This is a genomic window from Gemmatimonadaceae bacterium (genome assembly GCA_036496605.1).
In the GTDB taxonomy this organism is placed as follows: Bacteria; Gemmatimonadota; Gemmatimonadetes; order Gemmatimonadales; family Gemmatimonadaceae; genus AG2.
Genome location: DASXKV010000004.1, coordinates 180799 through 201840 on the forward strand (window position 1 = coordinate 180799; position 21042 = coordinate 201840).

The 21042-nt window shown below is 63.5% G+C and carries 19 protein-coding genes; 3 read left to right on the forward strand and 16 right to left on the reverse strand.

The window, feature by feature from the left end:
• Window position 1: 1 nt before the first annotated feature.
• The 7 genes from VGH98_02635 to VGH98_02665 all read right to left on the reverse strand — a co-directional run bounded on the left by VGH98_02635 (window position 2) and on the right by VGH98_02665 (window position 6130).
• Complete coding sequence (locus VGH98_02635) at window positions 2–547, reverse strand: MerR family transcriptional regulator (protein HEY2374848.1); 546 nt, start codon at window positions 545–547, stop codon at window positions 2–4.
• The gene (locus tag VGH98_02640) at window positions 540–1730 is read right to left on the reverse strand and encodes an ATP-binding protein (protein ID HEY2374849.1); all 1191 of its coding nucleotides are present in this window, start codon (window positions 1728–1730) and stop codon (window positions 540–542) included. The genes VGH98_02635 and VGH98_02640 overlap by 8 nt, the downstream gene beginning before the upstream one ends.
• 88 nt (window positions 1731–1818) lie before the next feature.
• On the reverse strand, window positions 1819–2436 hold the full coding sequence (locus tag VGH98_02645; GenBank protein HEY2374850.1) for a hypothetical protein: 618 nt from the start codon (window positions 2434–2436) through the stop codon (window positions 1819–1821).
• A gap of 325 nt (window positions 2437–2761) precedes the next feature.
• Window positions 2762–3823 carry an HD domain-containing phosphohydrolase gene (locus VGH98_02650; protein HEY2374851.1) on the reverse strand — a complete coding sequence of 354 codons (1062 nt, stop codon included), beginning with the start codon at window positions 3821–3823 and terminating at the stop codon, window positions 2762–2764.
• A gap of 186 nt (window positions 3824–4009) precedes the next feature.
• Window positions 4010–4852, reverse strand: coding sequence for an MqnA/MqnD/SBP family protein (locus tag VGH98_02655; protein ID HEY2374852.1), 843 nt, complete (start codon window positions 4850–4852; stop codon window positions 4010–4012).
• A 28-nt stretch (window positions 4853–4880) separates the two neighbouring features.
• Window positions 4881–5678, reverse strand: coding sequence for a zinc ribbon domain-containing protein (locus tag VGH98_02660; GenBank protein ID HEY2374853.1), 798 nt, complete (start codon window positions 5676–5678; stop codon window positions 4881–4883).
• A gap of 41 nt (window positions 5679–5719) precedes the next feature.
• Complete coding sequence (locus VGH98_02665; protein ID HEY2374854.1) at window positions 5720–6130, reverse strand: CBS domain-containing protein; 411 nt, start codon at window positions 6128–6130, stop codon at window positions 5720–5722.
• 311 nt (window positions 6131–6441) lie between these two features.
• On the opposite strand from VGH98_02665, the gene glnA reads away from it, so the two are divergent.
• Window positions 6442–7815 carry a type I glutamate--ammonia ligase gene (gene glnA / locus VGH98_02670; GenBank protein HEY2374855.1) on the forward strand — a complete coding sequence of 458 codons (1374 nt, stop codon included), beginning with the start codon at window positions 6442–6444 and terminating at the stop codon, window positions 7813–7815.
• Between the two features lie 180 nt (window positions 7816–7995).
• On the opposite strand, the gene VGH98_02675 is transcribed toward glnA, so the two are convergent.
• Genes VGH98_02675 through VGH98_02700 form a run of 6 tightly spaced genes read right to left on the reverse strand, consistent with a single transcriptional unit; the run spans window position 7996 to window position 14922 of the window.
• A complete protein-coding gene (locus tag VGH98_02675; protein ID HEY2374856.1) occupies window positions 7996–8826 on the reverse strand; it encodes an ATP-binding cassette domain-containing protein in 831 nt (276 codons plus the stop codon).
• Window positions 8823–9776, reverse strand: coding sequence for an ABC transporter permease (locus VGH98_02680; protein HEY2374857.1), 954 nt, complete (start codon window positions 9774–9776; stop codon window positions 8823–8825). The genes VGH98_02675 and VGH98_02680 overlap by 4 nt, the downstream gene beginning before the upstream one ends.
• Before the next feature lie 11 nt (window positions 9777–9787).
• The gene (locus VGH98_02685) at window positions 9788–10789 is read right to left on the reverse strand and encodes a sugar ABC transporter substrate-binding protein (GenBank protein ID HEY2374858.1); all 1002 of its coding nucleotides are present in this window, start codon (window positions 10787–10789) and stop codon (window positions 9788–9790) included.
• Entirely contained in the window at window positions 10771–11517 is a 747-nt protein-coding gene (locus VGH98_02690; GenBank protein HEY2374859.1) for a gluconate 2-dehydrogenase subunit 3 family protein, read from the reverse strand. The genes VGH98_02685 and VGH98_02690 overlap by 19 nt, the downstream gene beginning before the upstream one ends.
• 30 nt (window positions 11518–11547) lie before the next feature.
• Window positions 11548–13227 (reverse strand): GMC family oxidoreductase, encoded by a 1680-nt coding sequence (locus VGH98_02695; GenBank protein ID HEY2374860.1) that lies wholly within the window; start codon window positions 13225–13227, stop codon window positions 11548–11550.
• 15 nt (window positions 13228–13242) lie between these two features.
• Complete coding sequence (locus tag VGH98_02700; GenBank protein ID HEY2374861.1) at window positions 13243–14922, reverse strand: GMC family oxidoreductase; 1680 nt, start codon at window positions 14920–14922, stop codon at window positions 13243–13245.
• Between the two features lie 305 nt (window positions 14923–15227).
• Here VGH98_02700 and VGH98_02705 point away from each other — a divergent pair, with 305 nt between their 5' ends.
• Entirely contained in the window at window positions 15228–15638 is a 411-nt protein-coding gene (locus VGH98_02705; protein ID HEY2374862.1) for a hypothetical protein, read from the forward strand.
• A 69-nt stretch (window positions 15639–15707) separates the two neighbouring features.
• Here VGH98_02705 and VGH98_02710 read toward each other — a convergent pair whose 3' ends face one another.
• The 3 genes from VGH98_02710 to VGH98_02720 form a co-directional block, all read right to left on the reverse strand.
• Window positions 15708–17840, reverse strand: coding sequence for a glutamine synthetase III (locus VGH98_02710; protein ID HEY2374863.1), 2133 nt, complete (start codon window positions 17838–17840; stop codon window positions 15708–15710).
• Between the two features lie 283 nt (window positions 17841–18123).
• Complete coding sequence (locus tag VGH98_02715) at window positions 18124–19401, reverse strand: MFS transporter (protein HEY2374864.1); 1278 nt, start codon at window positions 19399–19401, stop codon at window positions 18124–18126.
• Window positions 19402–19518: 117 nt separating this feature from the next.
• Window positions 19519–20196, reverse strand: coding sequence for a DUF4142 domain-containing protein (locus tag VGH98_02720; GenBank protein ID HEY2374865.1), 678 nt, complete (start codon window positions 20194–20196; stop codon window positions 19519–19521).
• A 244-nt stretch (window positions 20197–20440) separates the two neighbouring features.
• On the opposite strand from VGH98_02720, the gene VGH98_02725 reads away from it, so the two are divergent.
• Window positions 20441–20764 (forward strand): SWIM zinc finger family protein, encoded by a 324-nt coding sequence (locus tag VGH98_02725; protein ID HEY2374866.1) that lies wholly within the window; start codon window positions 20441–20443, stop codon window positions 20762–20764.
• Window positions 20765–21042: the final 278 nt, after the last annotated feature.

Below are 21042 nucleotides of genomic sequence, written 5' to 3' on the forward strand. Positions count from 1 at the left end.
GCTACCTGATTTCCTCTCGACCGAGCGCGGCGCGGACCGCCTCGCGCATCGCCACGACTGCTTCGTCGCGCGCCGCCGGCGAGTTGTCGCGAACATGGATCTCGATCCCATCGGCAACGGGAACGCGCCGCCAGCTCCACGGTTGGTCTTCATCCGTCTGGGCCACGGCATCGGCCCGGACACCAAGTGCCGGCGCCAACGAGGTTGCAACGCGTCGCTCGAGTGCGTCGCCGGTGAGGTCGTGCAGCTCGATCTTGATTGTCTCGAGCGTCGTGCCCTCGCGCTGCCGGATCTTGATGGCGAGGAGTTGAAGAAAGTGGCGGTAGTTGTACGTCGCCGCGGTTCCCGTTCCTTCTGGCCGGTCGAGGAGACCGTTCGCGACGTAGAAACGTATCGATCTCGCACTCGGAGCTACGCGAGCGGACGCGTTGGTGGGACGCATGCCGGTGGCGTCGACCAGGGCGGTCACGTGAGCAGCCAGGCCGCGCGCATTCCAAGGCGCGTGCCGGGAGTGAGCGCGAAGCAGCGAGATTGGCGACTCAGTCATGCGCGTTGGCTGTTGCTGTTCGGTCCAGCTTTCGGTTGGGCAGCGTGATTGTCACAGTCGTTCCAGCGTCGGCGGTGCTGTCGAGGGTGATCGCGCCGCCATGCTCGTCGAGAATGCGCTGACACAGTGCCAACCCGACACCGGAGCTGCCAGCTTTCGTGGTGAAGAACAATTCGAAGACTCGTGGCAGCAGCTCGCGCGCGATTGGTGGTCCGTCGTTGTGCAGACGACACCGCCAGCCGCCACCAGGCAGTGTCGTCGACGTCAATGTGAGATCACTGCCTTCAGGCGCGGCATCGACGGCATTCGACAAAACGTTGGCGAACACGTGAGCGATCTGCTCTGCGTCGACGTCGCATAGTGCGCGCGGTTCCGCGGGGCGATGTCGGGCCACGAGCGCCTTGCTCTCGAGCAGCCCGCGCTTGGCCGATAGCACGCTGTGCAGAACACCATCCGGATCCGTGGACGCAACGCGCAGCGGAGGCGGGCTGCCGTACTCGAGCAGCGCGCTCACGACACCATTCATCCGCTCCACTTCACGCAGGATGCGGCCCACGTTCCTCTCGATCACCGGATCGTCGCGAACGCGAAACCGTAGTAGCTGCGCTGCCGAGGAGATTCCGAAGAGCGGATTGCGCAGCTCGCGAGCGATGCCCGCGGACACTTCACCGATCGCCTCCAACCGGCGTTTCTGAGTGAGGCGATGCACGGCCTCGGCGCGACCAATCGCCGACGCGACCTGCGAGGCGACGCTCGCAACGACTTGCTCGAGCTCCAGAATTCGGCTCGGCGAATCGACGTTGGACACGACGACGGTCACGGCACCGAAGACGTCGCCGCTCGACATCGGCACGGTGATCTCCTTCGCGCGCGCGAGATCGCGCTCGACGGGCGCCGACTCGTGGCGGGCGCGCCGCCAGCTCGGTGTGAGTGACGCGATCAACGACTCGCGTTCCTCGTCGAAACCGACGCTATGAGCAAGTTCGAACTCTCCAAGACTCGGACCGACGATTGCGATCGCGACCGCTTCGCAGATCGCGACGCGACGAATCTGTTGCGCAGCCTCGTTGAGCACTCGCTCGAGCAAGACGGTCGGCGCGAGCGCAATCGCCGCGTCGAGTACCTGGCGATCGGTGCTCGCTTGGCTTCCGCCGACTTCTGATTGAATCGAAGGCGCGCTCATGAGTGGATATTACGAGCGCCGATATTAAAGCGAAACGGCGGAGCGCGTTGAGTGCGTTCCGCCGTCCGCGAGCGATTTGGAGTTGGAGCTAGCGACGGCCGCGCTTCCGAGCGCCCTTCTTGGCGCCGCCTCGCTTCTTCGCACCACCACGCTTTGCCCCACCGCGCTTAGCGCCGCCACTCTTCTTGGCGCCGCCCTTCTTTGCAGTCTTGCGCGCACTCTTCTTGGCGCCGCCTTTCTTCGCGGCAGTGCGAGCACTCTTTTTCGCCCCTGCCTTCTTGGCGCCAGTCCGCTTCTTGGCGCCGCCGGATTTCTTGGCGCCTCCAGCTTTGGATGCGGTTTTCGCCGCGCCGCCGGTCGAGCCACCGCTCATCGCCGAACCGCCACCAGAGCTCAATGTGCTGCTGCCCGCGGTACCCGAGGTCCCGCCGGTTGAGGGTCGACGACCACCAGCGGGGAAGGCTTCGCCCTCCTCTTCTTCCTCCTCGGTGAAGGTACCCTCTTCAGCTTCCTCGTCCTCATCCTCGTCGGTGCTGTCCCAGAGATCGTCGCTGCCACGAGTCCCGGACCACCCGCCCTCCTCTTCCTCCTCCTCGTCGTAGTTCCCGCCGCCGGAACCGCCGCCGCCACCATAACCAAGATCATCCGCGTCGTCGTCGCGATCCGAGAACCGAAACTCCTCGTGCAACTCGTCACCCCGCGGCATGCGCGCCTCCTGAGGCAAATGTGATGTCAAACGTAATTCGTACGATTCAAGCGACCCAACGCCGCGCCCTCGGCGCACGTCGTGTGCCGATCCCGCGCGCGTGCAGCATCGCGATGCGTTCGGTGATCGCACGCATTAAAACGCGTGCAGGTACGTTGACGCAACACCCTAGTACAATGTCATGGCGTTTCCGTCAAGTCGTGCGCGTCATTGGGTCCGTCGCGAGAACGCACGAGAGCGCGTTACGCAATCACGTAACCATCGTGTCGAGTCAATCGCCGGCGGCTGCGCGGAAAATGCTGCCATTGTTCGGCGCGCCGACTTGTTAAGGATCGATAAAAGTCAGCGTCTTTCGACGCGAGACGACCCGTCGGAGCGCGTCGTACACCTCGGGATCGAGGAGTCGACCGACGTGGCCCTCCAGAAACTCGATCGTCGCTTGTTGCTCCATCGGCTCCCGATAGGCGCGCTTCGACGTGAGTGCATCGAAGGCATCGGCGGCGGCGAGAATCCGCCCTCCTATGGAAATCCGCGCACCATCCAGCGCACGCGGATAGCCCTTGCCGTCCCAGTGCTCATGATGGTCCTGGACGTAGATGAGCGCTTCGCCGAGGTGCTTGAGTGGAGCGAGGATCGCCATGCCAATGCGGACGTGCTCCTTCACATGCTCGAACTCCTCCGGCGTTAGCGTGCCGGGCTTGTTGAGCACCGCCTCGCGTGTGCCGATCTTGCCGACGTCGTGAAGGCGCCCAGCGAGTCGGACGTGCTCGACCGCGTCAGGCCCCATGCCTAACTCCTCCGCGATTGACGCGGCAAGCTCGGCAACGCGCTGTGAGTGGCCGCGGAGGTACACGTCTTTCACTTCCATAGCATTGATGAGCGTTTCCGCGACGCTCACCGTGAGATTGCGCAGCGCATCCTTTTCGCGCTCCAGCTCTTCGGTGCGCTGTGCTACCTCCTCCCGGATCATGCGCTCCACGCGGCGCTGCTCGATGAGAAGTGCGCGTTTGTGCAGTGCGCGCTCGATCGCGACCTCGAGATCCGCGAGCTCCACGGGTTTCATCAGGTAGTCCATCGCGCCCTGAGAGAGCGAATCCGTCGCAGTCGGAGCGTCGTTGACCGCTGTGAGCATCATGATCGCCAGCTCACTGTCGAGTTGGAGCGCGCGCGGCACGACATCGACTCCGGAAAGGCCCGGCATGCGCACGTCGCAGAGCATGAGGACGAAGCCCTGCTGTCCCAACTGGAGGAGCGCTTCGTCTCCGGACTCCGCGGTCACGACCTCGAAGCCACGGGTCCGGAGGAATTTGCCGATCGCGCGGCGAATGCTCTCCTCGTCGTCGACGACGAGAACGCGCCGCATGGCCGGTTCAACGGCGGAGCTCATTGGCCGAGAGCGCTCCTCAGGGCGATCGGCAAAGGCGGAGGCGGAGGCGGCGCTCTGATCGATCATCGGCAGACCAGCGTTATCAAAGGCGGATAGATGCGGGCGATGAAGGGCTCGCGTGGACGCTCTTGAGACGCATGTTCCGGTACAGCGGTAACGATGGGGAAGTCGAGCTACCCCAGCGCTCTAGTCGTCGATGAACTCCACCTGAACGGCCGTTGGGATGACACCGGCGTCGTGCCCTCGCTGTAGAAAGCGTCGCACGGCCTCGCGACCACGGTCGCCGTAGTCGAGGGTCCAATCGTTCACGTACATGCCCACGAAGGTGTCGGCTCGACTCCGTTCGAGGCCGCGCGCGAACTGCATCGCATGATCCAGTGCGCCCGCACGGTGTTGCAGGCCATATGCGATGCTGGCACGCAGGTGGCGGGAAATATCTCGCGTGAGCGCCTCGCCAAGGTCTTTGCGGACGACGTTGCCACCCAGCGGCAATGGCAAACCGGTCTCGGCAAACCACCACTCGCCCATGTCCGCGACGAGATGCAGGCCTCGATCGCCGAAAGTCAGCTGCCCCTCGTGAATGAGAAGTCCGAGATCAACGTCGCCACGTTCGACCGCGTCCTCGATTTGATCGAAAGGAGTTGGAACCGGCACGAAGTCCGGCTCATACAACCGCATCGCGAGGTAGGCGCTCGTCAGCGGCCCGGGAATGGCGACGCGCTTCCCGCGGATGTCGTTGCGTGACATCGGACGCCGAGCCACGAGTCGCGGGCCGTACTGGTCGCCCATCGATGCGCCGTGCGGCAGCAGAGCGTACGTGTCCGCCAGATACGCATACGCGTGAATCGAAACCGCAGTCACCTCGAGCTCACCGCGCAACGCGCGCTGGTTGAGCGTTTCTATATCCTGCAGCTCGTGGATGTACCGGAGGCCGTTCGTCTCGACCTTGCCCTGTGCAAGGGCGTAGAACATGAACGCGTCGTCGGAGTCGGGGCTGTGTGCGACGTGAATGGTGCGAGTATCGGACACGAGATCACTCGTTAGGGTTGGCGCGAGCTCAACGGGCTCGAATCTTGGCGAGCCGCGCGTCGATCTCCGCGACGTGTTGCTGGTACTCGGGGAGCTGTTTCGGACGCTCGGCCGGCTCGGCGGCGACGAAACGGCGCAGGTAGGCGTCTTGCGCCGCCTTGTCCCCGCGTAATCCAGCAGCGTCGGCCGCGAGGAGCAGGCCGAGCAAGTGTTTCGGTTGAGTTGTGAGAATGCTATCTGCCTGCGCTCTGGCAGTCTCCTGATCGCCGGAGACGGCAGCAATTCGGCCGAGGTCGTAGCGCTGGTCGGCGTTGAGCTGGCCGAGCATGATGTAGGCTTGCATCGCCATCGGCGCGAAGAAGCGCACGCTGTCGGTGCGACCACGCTCGTTGAGCGACATCACGCGATCGTACAACCGTTCCGCGCGCTCTTCCGGCGACATCTGGCTGATGTCGGGTGGGGCACCGGCGCTTTGCGCCGCGGCCGGCAAATCGGTTGGCGCTTCCGCGACGGACGCCGGTGCGCGCGAGAAACGCTGTCCAGCGACGAGCGCAATGAGCGCGACGAGCGCGATCGCGGCAACCGCCCAGGGAAGCGCTGAGCCGAATCCCCGCTCTGCATTGACGGTTCGCCCATCCGTCTTCGCGCCCGCCGGCGTGCCGCACCGATGACAGAATTTCGCGCCCGGCGTGAGATTCGTGCCGCACACGGCGCACTCGGCGCCCGCGAGCGGCGCTCCGCAGTTGGAGCAGAACTTACCCGAGGCGGGCGACTGACAGGTGGGACAGTTCGGCGTCGTGACAGTGGTGGAGGCGGGGCTCGTCATGCGGGGAATAATAGTGACCGGGCGGCCCCGCCCCTATCGAGTCATTGCTTGTGCTTTCCCGTCGGTTCCGAGATCTGTTGCACCGTGCGCTCGGCGCGGCCGGAGTCCCGTGTCTTTCGAACGATATCGGCCTGAGCGACGATGCCGACCAGGGAGCCGCGATCGTCGACGATTGGAATGCGGCGCACCTGCTCGCTCGCCATCGCTTCCATGACCTGACTGACGTCGTCGTTGGCGCTGCACGTAGCGAGCGCACTCGTACTCATGATGTCGCGAACGCGGACCTGGCCGTCATGACCCTGGGCTACGGCGCGAACTGCGATGTCGCGATCGGTTATCACGCCGACGAGTCTCCTGGATCCCTTCTCCTCGACGACGGGCACGATGCCGATGTGTCCCCCCGCTGCATCAGCTGAGCGGCTTCGCGAATCGTGGATTCCGGGGTCACGCATGACGGATCCCTTGTCATCACATCCTGGACCTTCATTGCCCCACCTCCAGTTGGTCGAACGCGCGTTGCAGTCCCTCTCAGTCGCGGCAAGCGGTATGCCTCGCGCTCGCTCGGTCATTGGCGAGTCGAGATCAACCGAAGCTGCTCGAAATGCAGACGCGATTGCACGATCTGCGTACATCGACTCGCACGAGCCTGGAAATTCGCGACCAACTCTGCAGATCGAGCACGAATCCTTTGACACTGCTACTCATGCTCTGGTAAGTTCCGCGCCTGGACGGATTCCCGGGAAAGAGCCAAAAGCGGAACGAGATGGATACTTCCAACACCGCCGGCCGCACGCTCATCGGCAACATGGCGGGCGCGACTAGGCAAGAGGTTCTCGACGCCGCGCGCAGCCTGAACGTGCGCTTCATGCGCCTGCAGTTCACCGACATCCTCGGCATCAACAAGAACGTCGAGATCCCGGCCTCACAGTTCGAGAAGGCGTTGTCGGGCGACATCATGTTCGACGGCTCCTCGATCGAGGGATTCGTGCGCATCGAGGAGTCGGACATGCTCCTCGCCCCCGATCTCTCGACCTTTCAGGTCTTTCCCTGGGGCGACGCCGAGAGTCGGATCTGCCGGGTGATTTGCGACATCAACACGCCGGACGGCGCGCCCTTCGCGGGCGATCCACGTGGCGTCTTGAAGCGCGTGCTGGCGCATGCGTCGTCGCTCGGGTTCACGATGAACGCGGGCATGGAAGCGGAGTTCTTTCTCTTCCGGCCTAACGAGGAGGGGGAAGCCACGACCGTTACGCACGACGTCGGGAGCTACTTCGACCTCGCGCCGGCGGATCTTGGCGAGGAAGCGCGGCGGTCGATGGTGGACGTCCTCGAGCGAATGGGATTCGAGGTCGAGGCCTCGCACCACGAGGTCGCACATGGGCAGCACGAGATCGATTTTCGTTATGCAGACGCGCTCAAGACGGCCGACAACATCGCGACCTTTCGATTCGTCGTGAAGCAGGTCGCTCAGCAGTTTGGTCTGGTGGCGTCCTTCATGCCGAAGCCGATCTTCGGCCAGAACGGGAGCGGGATGCACACGCACCAGTCGCTGTTCCGCGGCGGCGACAACGCGTTCTGGGACGCGAAAGCGCAGTGGGAGCTCTCGCCGGTCGCGCTGCACTACATCGGCGGTCTGCTGCGACACGCGCGTGGAATGTGCGCGATCACGAATCCATTGGTGAACTCGTACAAGCGTCTCGTGCCGGGCTACGAGGCGCCGGTGAACGTCGCGTGGTCGATGCGGAATCGCTCGCCGTTGATTCGAGTCCCCGAACGGCGCGGCGCGGGAACGCGCCTCGAGCTGCGCATGCCGGATCCGGCGGCGAATCCGTATCTCGCGCTCGCGGTGATGTTGGCGGCGGGATTGGACGGCGTACAGACCAATGCCGACTATCGCGAGCCGGTGAACGAGAACATCTGGGAGATGTCGTTTCGCGAACGGCGGCGTCTTCGGATCGACGACTTGCCGCACGACCTCAACGAGGCGCTGGACGAGCTTGAGAAGGATGACATCGTGCGAACCGCGTTAGGCGATCACATCGTCCGGCATTTCGTCGAGGCGAAGCGCCAGGAGTGGCGAGAGTACATCACGCAGGTCTCGCCGTGGGAGCTGGAGAATTACCTCGCCAAGTACTAGGGCAACTTGTAGTTCAAACTCGTCAAGCCGCGTGGCCAGCTCACCCGTCGGCGACGTTAGGCGACAAGACGCGTCGGCCACCTGAGCGATCCGTCCGGACAGCTCATTACACCCGAAAAGATACCGGGACGCTGCTCATTCGTCGCGACCAGCGAGATTCGCCATGGAGGAGCAGTTCGCCTAACGCTCTGTCGTTCCCACGTAGGTGCCTGATCGCGAGGTAGCCGCTGGCAGATCTTCGGCGCGAAGTGCGCCGGTCATGACGGCAACGGTGTCACTCATGGTGACCTGCTGTGGATTCAACAGTGCGACCCGTTTGCCGAGTCGCTGCACGTGAATCCGGTCGGCGATCTCGAACACATGCGGCATGTTGTGCGAGATGAGCACGACGGCGAGCCCACGATCACGCACGGTCCGGATCAACTCGAGCACCATCGCGCTCTCCTTCACGCCCAGCGCCGCCGTCGGCTCGTCCATGATGACGACGTGCCGAGCGAAGGCCGCGCTTCGGGCGACCGCGACACTCTGCCGCTGACCGCCGGAGAGTGTTTCGACGGGCTGTGTCATCGAGCCCACGCCGATCTTGAGATCGGCCAGGTGCGCGGCGCTTTCCTGGAGCATCCTCTTCTTGTCGAGCATGCGAAGGAGAGTCCCGGCGAAACCTGCTCGCCGAATTTCTCGGCCGAGAAAGAGGTTTTCGGCGATCGACATCGCGGGCGCGACCGCAAGATCCTGAAAGACGGTCTCGATCCCGGCGTGTCGTGCGTCGCTCGGATTCTTGAAATGCACGTGACGCCCGTCGAGCCAGATCTCACCGGAATCCGGGATCAGCGCGCCCGCGAGCGCTTTGATAAGTGTCGACTTCCCGGCGCCGTTGTCGCCGATGACGGCGAGAATCTCTCCGGTGCGCAGCTCGAAATCGGCGCCGTCGAGCGCGGTGACGTGACCGTAGGCCTTCACCAGGTTCCGCGCTTCCAGAACGAGTGCATCAGGCCCGAGTGACGCCGTCATCCGACGGCTCCCCGCCGCGAGAGCTGATCCGTGCCGACGGCGAGGATCACGAGAATGCCCGTGATCAGTATCTGATAAACTGACGACACGCCCATCAGGGTAAGGCCATTCCTGAAAACGCCGACAATCAGCGCGCCGATGAGTGAGCCGAGAATCGCTCCTCGTCCGCCAAAGAGACTCGTGCCGCCGATGACGACAGCCGTGATCGCGTCGAGGTTCTCGGTCTGACCGGCGCTCGGATCGCCGACACCGGTCCGGGCGACCGACAGCAGCGCAGCAACTCCGTACAGCACACCGGCCAGCACGTACACGCCGAATAGGACGCGCTGGGTCGCAATGCCGGTCAGGCGCGCCGCCTCGGGATTGTTCCCGACCGCGTACACATGTCTCCCAGCCGCGGTTTCGCGCAGCGCGAACCAGGTGAACCCATAGAGCGCCAGCATCAGCACGACGCCGTAGACGACCGACGTCCCGCCGAGCCGGAACGTGCCGCCGAGCGAGGTCATCGCCGCTGGCAGCTCGGTGACCGTCTGCGCGTGCGAGTACAGTTGAGTGAGTGCGAACGCGATGTTGAGCGTGCCCAACGTGACGATGAATGGCGGCAGCTTGATCCGGCTCACGAGCACACCGTTGAGCGCACCGAGAAGCGTCGTGACGCCGATGCCGGCAGCGATCGCGGCGAACGCGGGCAGCCCCGCGTCGACCGCGAACTTGGTCATGACGATGCCGCCGAGCGCCATGATGGTGCCGCAGGAGAGATCGACGCCGGCGGTGAGGATGATGAGCGTTTGACCAATGGCGATGACGCCGACCACCATCACTTGCTGGAGGACCAGCGAGAGATTATCGCCGGTCCAGAAGCGGTCGCTTTGAATGGCGAAGAATCCACACGCGACCGCGAGTGCGAGGAGCGGACCGAGCGTCGCGGGATGCGGAAGGCGGACGCGCACGACGCGCGCGCCTAGTCCCGCTTTCCGAAGCAGAGCGACAGGCCGGTTTTCACGTCTTTGCTGTCGACTCCGGGTTCGGGCTTCGCGGCGATGAGTGTGACGCCAGTGTCCGTGTAGCCGGTGGGTTTCTTCCCCGTCTTGATGAAGTTGGCGCCAGCCGCGACGCCTAACGCGGCCATCTTGAGAGGGTATTGCTGCGCCGTCGCCGCGATCGCGCCCGCGGCGATGTCGCGTATCCCCTGGCAGCCACCATCGACCGAAACGATGACGACTCCCTTCTCCTTGCCGGCCGCCTTGAGCGCCGTGAACGCACCGGCTGCCGTCGGCTCGTTGATCGTGTAGACGAGATTGATGTCGGGATTCTTCTGCAGGCAGTTCTCCATACCTGCCTGCCCCTTACTCTGATTGCCGTAGCTATCCGCCATGCAGACGACCTGCGGCGGCCGGCCAAGCTCGTTGCTCGCCTTTGGCGGTGCCGGCAACCCCAACCCCCTGAGGAATCCGTTATGCCGCTGCGCGCCCACGGGGTGGCCGGGAAAGAGATCGAGCGTCGCGATCCTGAGCGTTTTCCCAGCCAGAGCCGCCTTCGCATACTCACCGATGAGCATTCCCGCTTCGTAGTTATCCGTCGCGTACAGTGCGTCGGTCGCCTCGACGGGATCGGTCGGGCTATCGAGCGCGATGACGAGAATGCCCTTCGCTCGCGCTTTGCGAATCGCGGGAACGATCGCCTTCGAGTCGTTCACGGTGATGAGAATGACCTTCGCGCCGGCGGAGATCATGTTCTCCATCGCCGTGACCTGGCCGGCGTTGTCACCGTCGTTGGCGCCGGCTCCCGTGAGCAAGCGCACGCCGTTCCGTTGCGCGGCCGAAAGCGCTCCCTCCCTCATTTTCACGAAGAAGGGATTGCTCTCGGTTTTGGTGATCAGGCCGATGATCGGCTGTTGCGCTCGCGCAGGCGCCGCAATGGCGACCGCGAGCGCCGCGACCAGCGTTAGGCGTGCGGCGCCCACGCTTTGTCGCCGGGCTTGTACGGAACGCAGGGATCATACTTTCCCGGCGTCTCGGCGTATCGCTGCGCTTGCTTGCAGCCGATCTCCGACGTGAAGTAGCCCAGCAACGTGAGCTCTTTCATCATCCGGAAATAGTGCGGCGGCGAGTCGGCAGTGATCGCGGTCGCCGTCCCGACGTCGCCGCCAATGCCAGCTTCCTTCCGCGGCTCCTCGAGATGCGCTTCGGCCTTTTTCGCCGCTGTTGTCGTCGTCGTGTCGGATTTCTTTCGACGCGCTGACTCGACCGCATCCGAGTACGTCTTCTGTTCCTTGTCCAGGACCTCGAGGAGCGAGAGCCGCTGCTGCGGCGTCGCCTGCAAGAACCCGACATTGTTCGCCTTGCGGCAGGCGTCGTTCAGCCGCGTCATGCCGTCGCGAAAGATCTTCTGCTGCTTCGCGTCGTAGCAATCCGTGACCATGACCGCCATGAACGGACCGACCTTCGCGGCCTTCGCGCCCGGCGTCTTCGTTTCGGGAAGGATGGTCTCGGCGACCTCGTCGAGGAAATTCATGTCGGCGGTCGCGAACTGGCCAACCTGCTCTCCCGCCTGCACCACCGGCCGGTCCTTCTGACACGCGGTCAGGAGTGAGCTTCCGCCGATGAACGTCACGCCGCCGAGGAACAGCCCGACGCGACGGATCGCCTCACGACGGTCAATCGTACTCACGTCTTCCGTGCGATCGATCATTGTTTCACCGTTAGGCATCTATGAGTCTCCTTAGAGGGTGCGCTTGGTGAGCTCGTCCGCCGCGAAGTTTGCCGCTCGCGCCGTCAGTGCCATGTAGCTGAGCGACGGATTCTGACACGCAGTCGAGGCCATGCACGAACCGTCGGTGACAAAAACGTTAGGCGCATCCCACACCTGATTGTGCGAGTTGAGCACGGAATTCGTCGGCTTGGTGCCCATGCGCGCCGTGCCCATCTCGTGAATGCCCATGCCGGGGAAGCAGGGTTCGTCGTAGGTGTGCACATCCTTCACACCAGCCGCCTCGAGCATCTCCGCCATGTCAGTGCCCATGTCTTTGCGCATCCGATGCTCGTTCTCGCCCGTCGCGCAGTCGATCTTGAGCACCGGCAGGCCCCACTTGTCTTTCCGGTTCTCGTCGAGCGTCACGACGTTCGCATGGTTAGGCAGCATCTCGCCGAACGCGGTGCCGCCGACGGTCCACTGCCCCGGCTCGGCCATCGAGTCCTTGAAGCCGCCGCCGACGCCCATCTCCGCGACCGCGCGCGACCAACCCTCGCGTCCCGCCGATCCTTCGTACCCGAAACCGCGCAGGTAATCGCGCTTCTCGCCAAAGAGATTGCGATAGCGCGGGATGTAAACGGAGTTCGGCTTACGGCCGTACTGATCCTTGTCCTGGAAGCCGTCGATGCGTCCTTCGGCGCCGACGCGGAAGTGGTGATCCATCAAGTTGTGTCCAAGCTCTCCAGAGCTCGACCCGAGACCTCCCGGCCAGATGTCGGTCGCGGAGCGCAGAAGAATCCAGGTCGAGTTGAGCGTCGACGCACAGAGGAAGATCACCTTCGCCTTGTAGTCCGTGCTCTGCATCGAGATCGCATCCAGCACGCGAACGCCGCTCGCGCGCTTCCTGTCCTTGTCGTACAGAACCTCGTTCACGATCTGCCAGGGCTTCAGCGTGAGGTGCCCCGTCTTCATCGCGGCGGGAAGCGTCGACGATTGCGTGCTGAAGTAGGCCCCATACGGGCAGCCGAGCCAGCATGCATCGCGGTATTGGCAGGCGGAGCGGCCGCCGATCGGCTGGGTGAGGTTTGCCGTCCGGGCTGGAATCCATCGTCGCTTGCCGTCGAAGTGCTGCCTAACGCGATCGGCAACCATCTGCTCCGCGCAGTTGAACGGCATCGGTGGCTGGAACTTGCCGTCCGGCAGTTGCGGCATGTGCTCGATCGAGCCGGAGATTCCGGCGAACGGCTCGACATGATCATACCAGGGCGCGATGTCCTTATATCGAATCGGCCAGTCGGTGCCGACGCCTTCTCTGGCATTTGCCTCGTAATCAAAATCGCTCCACCTAAAGGAGCAGCGGCCCCACATCAGGGATCGACCCCCAACGTGGTAACCCCGATACCAATCAAACCGTTTGACTTCGGTGTACGGCGAATCCCTATCCGAGGCCCACCAATCGAGATTCTTTTCGTTGAGTGGATAATCACGTCGCAGGACGGGATAGTCCTCTTCCATCTTCTTCGTGCGGCCGCCGCGATGTGGGTACTCCCACGGTCCCTTTTGCGCGTTCACATAGTCTTTGATGTGCTCGATGTTCTTCCCCCGCTCGAGCAGGAGCACATTGAGACCTCGCTCGGAGAGCTCTTTTGCCGCCCAGCCGCCCGAGATGCCAGAACCAACGACGATGGCATCGTACGTCGTGCTTTGCACTGAGATTCCTCCGGTTCAGAGGTTGCGCTTGGTAAGCTCGTTCACGGCGAACGCCGCCGCACGCGCGGTGAGCGCCATGTACGTCAGCGACGGGTTCACGCAGGCCGTCGAAACCATGCACGATCCATCGGTGACGAAGACATTGGGCGCGTCCCACACCTGGTTGTTCCCGTTGAGCACCGATGTCTTCGGGTCGCGGCCCATCCGTGCCGTGCCCATCTCGTGAATGCCCATGCCCGGGAAGTACCCGCTGTCGTACATCTGCACGTTCTTCACTCCGGCTGCCTCGAGCGTTTCCGCCATGTCGTTCATCATGTCGACGCGCATCTTGCGCTCGTTCTCGCCGATGGCGCAATCGATCTTGAGGACAGGGAGTCCCCACTTGTCCTTCCGCGTCTCGTCGATCCCGACCTGATTGGCGTGGTTAGGCAACATCTCGCCAAATGCCGTCGCACCGATCGTCCACGGGCCTGGCTCGGCGGCGTTGTCCTTGAAGGCGCCACCCACACCGAGCTCCGCGACGACGCGCGACCATCCGTCGCGGCTCGCGCCGCCTTGATAGCCGAAGCCACGCAGGTAGTCGCGCTTCTCGCCAAAGACATTCCGGTAGCGAGGGATGTAGAAACCGTTCGGTCGACGGCCGTAGTAGTACTTGTCTTCCATCCCCTCGATGCTCCCCGACGCGCCAAGACGGAAGTGGTGGTCCATGAGGTTGTGTCCGAGCTCGCCCGAGCTCGAGCCGAGACCACCCGGCCAGACGTCGGTCGCCGATCGCAAGAGCAGCCAGGTTGAGTTGAGCGTCGATGCGCAAAGGAAGATCACCTTCGCGGTGTAGTCCGTCGCTTTCTCGCTGACGGCGTCGAGCACGCGAACGCCCGTCGCGCGCTTCTTGTCCTTGTCGTAGAGCACCTCGGTCGCGATCGCCCACGGCTTCAACGTTAGGCGGCCCGTCTTCATCGCGGCCGGAAGCGTCGACGCCTGCGTGCTGAAGTAGCCGCCGTACGGGCAGCCAAGCCAGCAGGCGTTGCGGTATTGGCAGGGCGAGCGCCCGGGGAGCGCCTGTGTCGCGTTGGCGACACGTCCGGGAATGATCCGTCGCCTGCCTCCGAATTTCTTCGTTAGGCGCCCGGCGATCAGCTCTTCACCGCAGTTGAGCGCCATCGCCGGCTGAAACTTGCCGTCCGGGAGCTGCGGCATGTGCTCGATCGATCCGGAGATGCCGGCGAACGGCTCGACGTAGTCGTACCACTTGGTGACGTCGGCGTAGCGGATGGGCCAATCGACGGCCACGCCCTCCTTCGCATTCGCCTCGAAGTCGATATCGCTGTGACGATAGCTCTGTCGTCCCCAGAGCAGTGAGCGGCCGCCGACGTGGTAGCCGCGGAACCAGTCGAAGCGTTTGACCTCCGTGTATGGCGAGTCCTTGTCCGACGCCCACCAGTCGAGATTCTTCTCGTTCAGTGGGTAGTCACGCTTGAGGACGGGGTACGCTTCCTCCATCGCCGTCGTGCGCCCGCCGCGATGCGGATACTCCCACGGTCCCTTCGTCGCGTTAGGGTAATCCTTGATGTGCTCGATGTTCTTGCCGCGCTCGAGCAGCAGCACATTCAGACCTCTCTCGGTGAGCTCTTTGGCTGCCCATCCTCCCGAGATGCCCGACCCCACCACGATCGCATCGTACGTCGTGCTCTGCACTCGCTCCTCCTCGTCTCTGGGCGGCTCGCTATGGCGCTGGCTGCATCGACCAATTATGACGCAGAACGCGTGAGTTCGCGAATCCGGTGGCGAGCCTCGCCGAGGGCCGGCGACGAAAGAAGACGTGTGTCGCTCAGGTCGCTTCCTGGCGTCCCCGTCGTGGCGAGCCGTACTGGCACGTCTAGTGCTCCGGAGAGTTCGCTCAGCGTTCGGCGTACGGCAGGATCGGAGTTTGCGGAAACAACGCCAAGGCCGGAGTCGGTCCCAGGGCGGGTTCCCTCTTTTTCAATAGCTAGGAAGGCAGCATGAACCGGTACGTGTCGGTGGCGGCGATGGTTGCGGTCGCGATCTCATTCGCGGCCTGCGATCGAGTGATCAGTCCCAAGGGCGCGATCAACGCGACGTTCGAGCTCCAGTCGATCAACGGGACTTCCCTTCCCTACGACAGAACGCTCGGCACCGCGTCGATGCGCATAACGAGTGACGTACTCGTGCTGAAGGACGACGGGAGTTACGAAGATTCCACGACGTACGCATTCCCAACGGACAGGTCGTCTTCAGTCGGCACGTCGATCGAGCGCGGCCGATACAGCGTGTCCGGTTCGTCGATATCGTTCATCGATCACACGCATGGTGGCCGCTATGGCGGCTCGCTCAGCGGGACGACGCTCACCCAGTCGGTGAATGGCAATACGCCGGTGTACGAGCGACGTTAGGCACCGTCGTCCGAAAAAACAAGAGCGAGGCGGCTTGCGCCGCCTCGCTTCGTTTTCTCGATGGCCGGTTCAGACCGGGAAGAGCATCTCCCGATACTTCGGCAGTGGCCACAGCTCGTCGTCGACCAGCAGTTCGAGGGCATCGCTCGCCTGACGAGTGGCAGCCATCGCGTCCGCGCCCGTGCTGGTGAGGAACTCCGCTTGTTCCTCGAGCTCTTCGTGCATGCCTTCGGCCTTGTCGATCGCCTTACCGAGCGCATTGCGCGCCGACTGCAGCTCCTGAATCAACTTGCCGATGCGGTTCGCGGGCTCGAGCTGCGGAATGGCCTTGATCCCCGCCTCTTTTGCACGCGCCGCCGACGTCGCCAGACCGCCCACGTACTCGAGCGCGGCCGGCAGAACGAGCGTGTCGACCGTTTCTCGCAACGTGTGGAGCTCGATGAGCATGTCCTTAACGTACCGCTCGAGTCGCACGTGATAGCGAGAATCGAGCTCTTCCTCGCTGAAGATCCCGAGCTTGGTCAACAGCTGGCGTGACTGCTTGGTAACGAGCTGCTTCAGCGCCTCGGGAGTACGGCGCAGATTCGGAAGTCCGCGCTTATCCGCTTCCTTGACCCACTCCTCCGAGTAGTTATTGCCCTCGAAACGAATGGCCGCCGTCTCCTTGAAGATGCGGCGAACGATCTTGAGCACCGCGTCGTCAGTCTTCTTCGTCTTCTTGATCTCCGCCTTGAGCTCGGCGGTGATCTCGCCGATCGTCTCGGCGACCGCGGCGTTCAACAATACGATCGGGAACGCGATCGACTGCGACGACCCGACCGCTCGAAATTCGAACTTGTTACCGGTGAACGCAAAAGGAGATGTGCGGTTCCGGTCGGTATTGTCGCGCTGGATCTCCGGAAGACGAGCGACGCCGAGCTTGATCATTTCCTGATCGGCGCTGTTCGTCACTTTGCCCTCGGCGATCGTCTCGATGACGTGTGTGAGCGTGTCGCCCATGAACACCGAGATGATGGCGGGCGGTGCTTCGTTCGCGCCGAGCCGGTGCTCGTTGCCGGACGTTGCGATCCCCGCGCGCAAGACCGCGGCGTACTTGTGCACGCCCTTGAGAATAGCGGCGAGGAAAACGAGAAAGCGAATGTTCTGGTGCGGCGTCTGGCCGGGCTTGAGCAAGTTGTAACCGTCGAGCTCCGGATTCTCGGCTGCCACCGACATCGACCAGTTGCAGTGCTTGCCCGACCCATTGATTCCGGCAAAGGGCTTCTCGTGCAGCAGAGCCTGGAGGTTGTGACGCAGCGCGACGCGCCGCAGCGTCGCCATGACGAGCTGGTTGTGATCGACGGCGACGTCGGTCTCCTCGAAGCGCGGGGCCATCTCGAACTGGCTCGGCGCCACTTCGTTGTGCCGCGTCACGATCGGTACGCCGAGCTTATACAGCTCGTACTCGACTTCGGCGATGCACGCCTGGATGCGCTCAGGAATCCCGCCGAAGTAGTGATCCTCGAGCTGCTGACCGCGCGGCGGCGGAGCGCCAACGAGCGTCCGTCCGGCCATGACGAGGTCAGGTCGCAACGCGAAATGACCTCGATCAATCAGGAAATACTCCTGCTCGGGACCAAGCGTGGTGTAAACACGGTGGACGCCTCTGTCACCGAGCAACTCGAGCAGCGCGATCGCGCGATCGCTCAGCGCGTCGGAGCTGCGGAGCAGGGGAGTGAGCTCGTCGAGCGCCTCACCGTTGTAGCCGATGAAAACAGAAGGAATGCACAGCGTCTTCACGCCAGCCCACTCGGCGATGAACACCGGGCTGGCAGGGTTCCATGCGGTGTAGCCGCGCGCTTCCCACGTCGCACGGAGACCGCCGGACGGAAAGCTCGAGGCGTCGGGCTCGCTCTGGATGAGCTGCGAGGCACTGAACGACTCCATCGGCTGGCCATCGTCGAAGGAGAGGAAAGCGTCGTGCTTCTCGGCAGTGAGACCCGTCTGGGGCTGGAACCAGTGGGTAAAGTGCGTAGCCCCGCGAGAGATGGCCCAGTCGCGAATGACGCTCGCGACCTTGGGCGCGATCTCTACATCGAGCTTTTTGCCCTGTCGGATGGCGGCGACGAGCTTGGTGTAAACCTCGGGCGAGAGCTTGTCGCGCATCTGACGCGCGCCAAGAGTGTTGATTCCGAAATACTCGGAAACTCGAGCGCCAGACATGGTCGAACCGTTATGGGATCCACCGTTCGAGCCATTCCCGTTCGCTCGTGCGGTGCGCGAGGAGATCTCGCGATTCACTTCCTGTCGATTGTGATGGGTGGTGACTGACATGTGCGGCAGGGCCTCTCAAAAAAGGGGACGCGTTCCAGCCGAGAGGCAATGTATTGCCATTCGTGCGAAAATCGCAAATCCAACGTTGCACATGGACTCATGACTGGCCGCCGAAGCGGCTAAAATGACCCTGTCCATGCTCAAACTGCACGGATTTGGTGTCGGACGCGCGCTACAAGTCCCGCCGAGCCCGCTCGATCGCGCCCAGGCGTCGGAGGCTCGGAATGCGACGCGCCACAATTCCTACAACGGACAACGAAGCGACTCCTCCAAGCACGACCGAAGTCACCGTGCCGAGAAAACGGGCTGCGACTCCTGACTCGAAGGCGCCGAGCTCATTGGAGGAGCCAATGAAAATCGCATTTACCGAGGAAACCCGGCCAAGTAGATGCTCGGGCGTCAGCACCTGGAGCAGCGTGGAGCGAACGACGACGCTCACGTTATCGGCCATTCCGCTGATGGCCAGCAGGACGAGCGATAGCAGGAAGCTTTTCGAGAGACCGAATCCAATGATGCAGACTGCGAAGACCGCCACTGAGTTCAGTAGAGCGCGTCCCGCCCGGCGAAACGGCCTCTGGTGGGCGAGATACAAGGACATCAGCGTTGCGCCTGCTGCAGGGGCCGCGCGCAAGATGCCAAGGCCCTCCGGACCGGCATTCAGAATCTGATCCGCAAAAACCGGCAGAAGAGCTTCGGCGCCGCCGAGGAGCACGGAGAAGAGATCGAGAGTCATCGCGCCGAGCAGAACGGGCTCTCGCAGAACAAAGTGAATTCCGGTCCGCAGACTCTCGGAGACGGAGCTCTCGTTTGCTCTCTGGCCGCGCGGCACGTACGCGATCGCCGCAAAGGCGAAGAGCGCAACGATCATCAGTGCCGCGTCGACGGCGTAGGCGAAGGACGGCGAGGTGAAACCATAGAGGAGTCCCCCGAGGGCAGGACCGGCAACGGCTGCCGTTTGCCACGTCGAGCTCCGCCACGCTACCGCGTTCGGATACAGCTCTCGAGGAACGATCTCCGCGCCGAGCGCCTGACGGGCCGGCTGGAGAAAGCTGCGGGCTATACCGCTGAGAAAGATCACGACGTAGAAGGGCCACACGCCGCGGTGCATCGCCGAGTCGGCGCGAGGACTCGCGAGAAGGCTCAGGAGAAGAAGCGACACCGAGCAGACGACGAGCAACGCGAGCGACGACAGCGAGATCCTGCGCCGGTCGCGCCGGTCAGCGACGTGCCCCGCGAAGAGCGCGATGCTGATATAGGGAAGCGCCTCGGCCAGGCCCATGAGGCCTAACGAGAGGGGATCGCGCGTGATGTCGTAGATCTGCCACGAGACGACGACGCCCTGGATCTGCGCCGCCAGCGTCATCGTGAACGTGCTCAGTATGTACCAGCGGTAGCTCGAAATGCGAAGCGAAGCGTACGGATCGTGCGGCTGGAGAAGGGAATCGTCCACGACAGTGGGTTAAGATCGAGGCGACCGGCTGAAGGGCCCAACGAAGTGTAACCGGGCCCTTGACGTGCCGGTGGCCAACCCACGTCTTGCTGCTCGTGCTGCAACAGTGCTCGTCGATCAGCGCTTCGCGAGCGTGGCCTGCAGCTGCTCCGCGTGGGCGATGTGAGCGGCGATGATGGGGCGCGCCGACGTCAACATCTCGCGCAGCTCGCTGTTGCGAGCGCGGGGAAGAAGGACGTCGTCGATCATCGAGAGAATCGCGCGGTGCCGGTCGAGCTCCATGCCGACATACGCGATGTCGAAGGCGCGGCCAGTGAGCACGCGCAGCGAATCGCGCTGCAGGGTCGACAGGTCGCGCAGGTCGCGACCAGCGTCGTCGTCCGCAGGCGCGATGTCCTCATCGCCGGCGAGCGCACGCATCGACGCAATGACCTGCGTGTGGTCGGTGAGCATACGCTTGGCGAACGCCTTGACCTCGTCGTTGCTCGAGTTGAGGAAAGCGATCCGCGCGAAGCTGAGGTCGACGTCGTTCGCCATGAGGAAGCGACCGACGGTACGGCCGTCGGTGGTGAAGAAGCTCGAGCGGCTCATCGGCGTTGTAGCGTCAGCGCGCGACCAGATGTGAACTTTCGGCTCGGGCTCACCCGCCTGCTTCACGACGGGCTGTGTGTCGGCGACGACTTTCGGGGGCGGGGGCGCCTTGTCGTTGGCGTGTTGCGCGAGCCAGGAGCGCGAATGGAAGTGGCACGCGCCGAGCAGGCAGGCGGCGCTGGCGGTGATGAGGAGACGCTTCATGGCGTGACTCGTGGCTCGTGGTGCGTTAGGCGCGGCGCGGATCCGGCGGGGAACTACGCGGACTCCTCCCGTAGGACGAGACAGTCGCCGGTACAGTCACCTGAGCTGTCGACATGGATCGTAGATCCGTCCGCTCGCTCAGGCGACATAAGGGATTGCCAGCCCTGAACTTCCGCCTCTCGCGCGGGTATATTTCGGCGTTCCTTCGTGTGTGTGCATAGAGCCTGGATTGGGAGTAGTGGACATGTCGAACGTGAAGATCGACTTCGACGCGGCAGGTGGCGTCGACCTGGGGCGTCTCGAGCGGAGTCTGGCGCTCCACGGTGAGCGAATCGCCGATGGCCGATACTGCGTGACGGGCGGCGCTCACGCGCACTGGGTGGATCTCGTCACCACCTCACATCCGCGCTGCGATTGCGGCGATCATCTCTGGCGAGAGCGCATCTGCAAGCACATCCTCGCCGCGTTGCTGCGCGAAGGAAACGAGCGCGTGCTGTCGGCATTGCCGCAGCTACTCGCGAGAGTGCATGCGACGACGCGCGACAAGCGCGCGTGCGATGCCGCCTGAGCTGTCTTCGACTCGCGGTCATCAGACCTCGGGTCGCGGTCTCTGGTCCTGGAGTCGCGGTTCTCTGTCCTGGAGCCGGTGCCATCCGACCACGAGTCGCGGTTCTCTGTCCTGGAGCCGGTGCCATCCGACGACCAGTCGCGGTCCTCTGTTCGGGAGCCCGTGCCATCCGACCACGAGTCCCTGACATCTGTCTCGGAGTCGGTGCCATCCGACCACGAGTCCCTGACATCTCTCTCGGAGTCGCTGCCATCCGACCACGAGTCGCTGTCATTTGT

What these genes read in the sequence shown, in the direction of transcription:
- VGH98_02640 (HEY2374849.1), bottom strand. Translation starts at nt 1,730, where the DNA reads ATGAGCGCGCCTTCGATTCAATCAGAAGTCGGCGGAAGCCAAGCGAGC.
- VGH98_02645 (HEY2374850.1), bottom strand. Translation starts at nt 2,436, where the DNA reads ATGCCGCGGGGTGACGAGTTGCACGAGGAGTTTCGGTTCTCGGATCGC.
- VGH98_02660 (HEY2374853.1), bottom strand. Translation starts at nt 5,678, where the DNA reads ATGACGAGCCCCGCCTCCACCACTGTCACGACGCCGAACTGTCCCACC.
- VGH98_02720 (HEY2374865.1), bottom strand. Translation starts at nt 20,196, where the DNA reads ATGAAGCGTCTCCTCATCACCGCCAGCGCCGCCTGCCTGCTCGGCGCG.
- VGH98_02635 (HEY2374848.1), bottom strand. Translation starts at nt 547, where the DNA reads ATGACTGAGTCGCCAATCTCGCTGCTTCGCGCTCACTCCCGGCACGCG.
- VGH98_02725 (HEY2374866.1), top strand. Translation starts at nt 20,441, where the DNA reads ATGTCGAACGTGAAGATCGACTTCGACGCGGCAGGTGGCGTCGACCTG.
- glnA (HEY2374855.1), top strand. Translation starts at nt 6,442, where the DNA reads ATGGATACTTCCAACACCGCCGGCCGCACGCTCATCGGCAACATGGCG.
- VGH98_02665 (HEY2374854.1), bottom strand. Translation starts at nt 6,130, where the DNA reads ATGCGTGACCCCGGAATCCACGATTCGCGAAGCCGCTCAGCTGATGCA.
- VGH98_02690 (HEY2374859.1), bottom strand. Translation starts at nt 11,517, where the DNA reads ATGATCGATCGCACGGAAGACGTGAGTACGATTGACCGTCGTGAGGCG.
- VGH98_02650 (HEY2374851.1), bottom strand. Translation starts at nt 3,823, where the DNA reads ATGAGCTCCGCCGTTGAACCGGCCATGCGGCGCGTTCTCGTCGTCGAC.
- VGH98_02675 (HEY2374856.1), bottom strand. Translation starts at nt 8,826, where the DNA reads ATGACGGCGTCACTCGGGCCTGATGCACTCGTTCTGGAAGCGCGGAAC.
- VGH98_02710 (HEY2374863.1), bottom strand. Translation starts at nt 17,840, where the DNA reads ATGTCTGGCGCTCGAGTTTCCGAGTATTTCGGAATCAACACTCTTGGC.
- VGH98_02705 (HEY2374862.1), top strand. Translation starts at nt 15,228, where the DNA reads ATGAACCGGTACGTGTCGGTGGCGGCGATGGTTGCGGTCGCGATCTCA.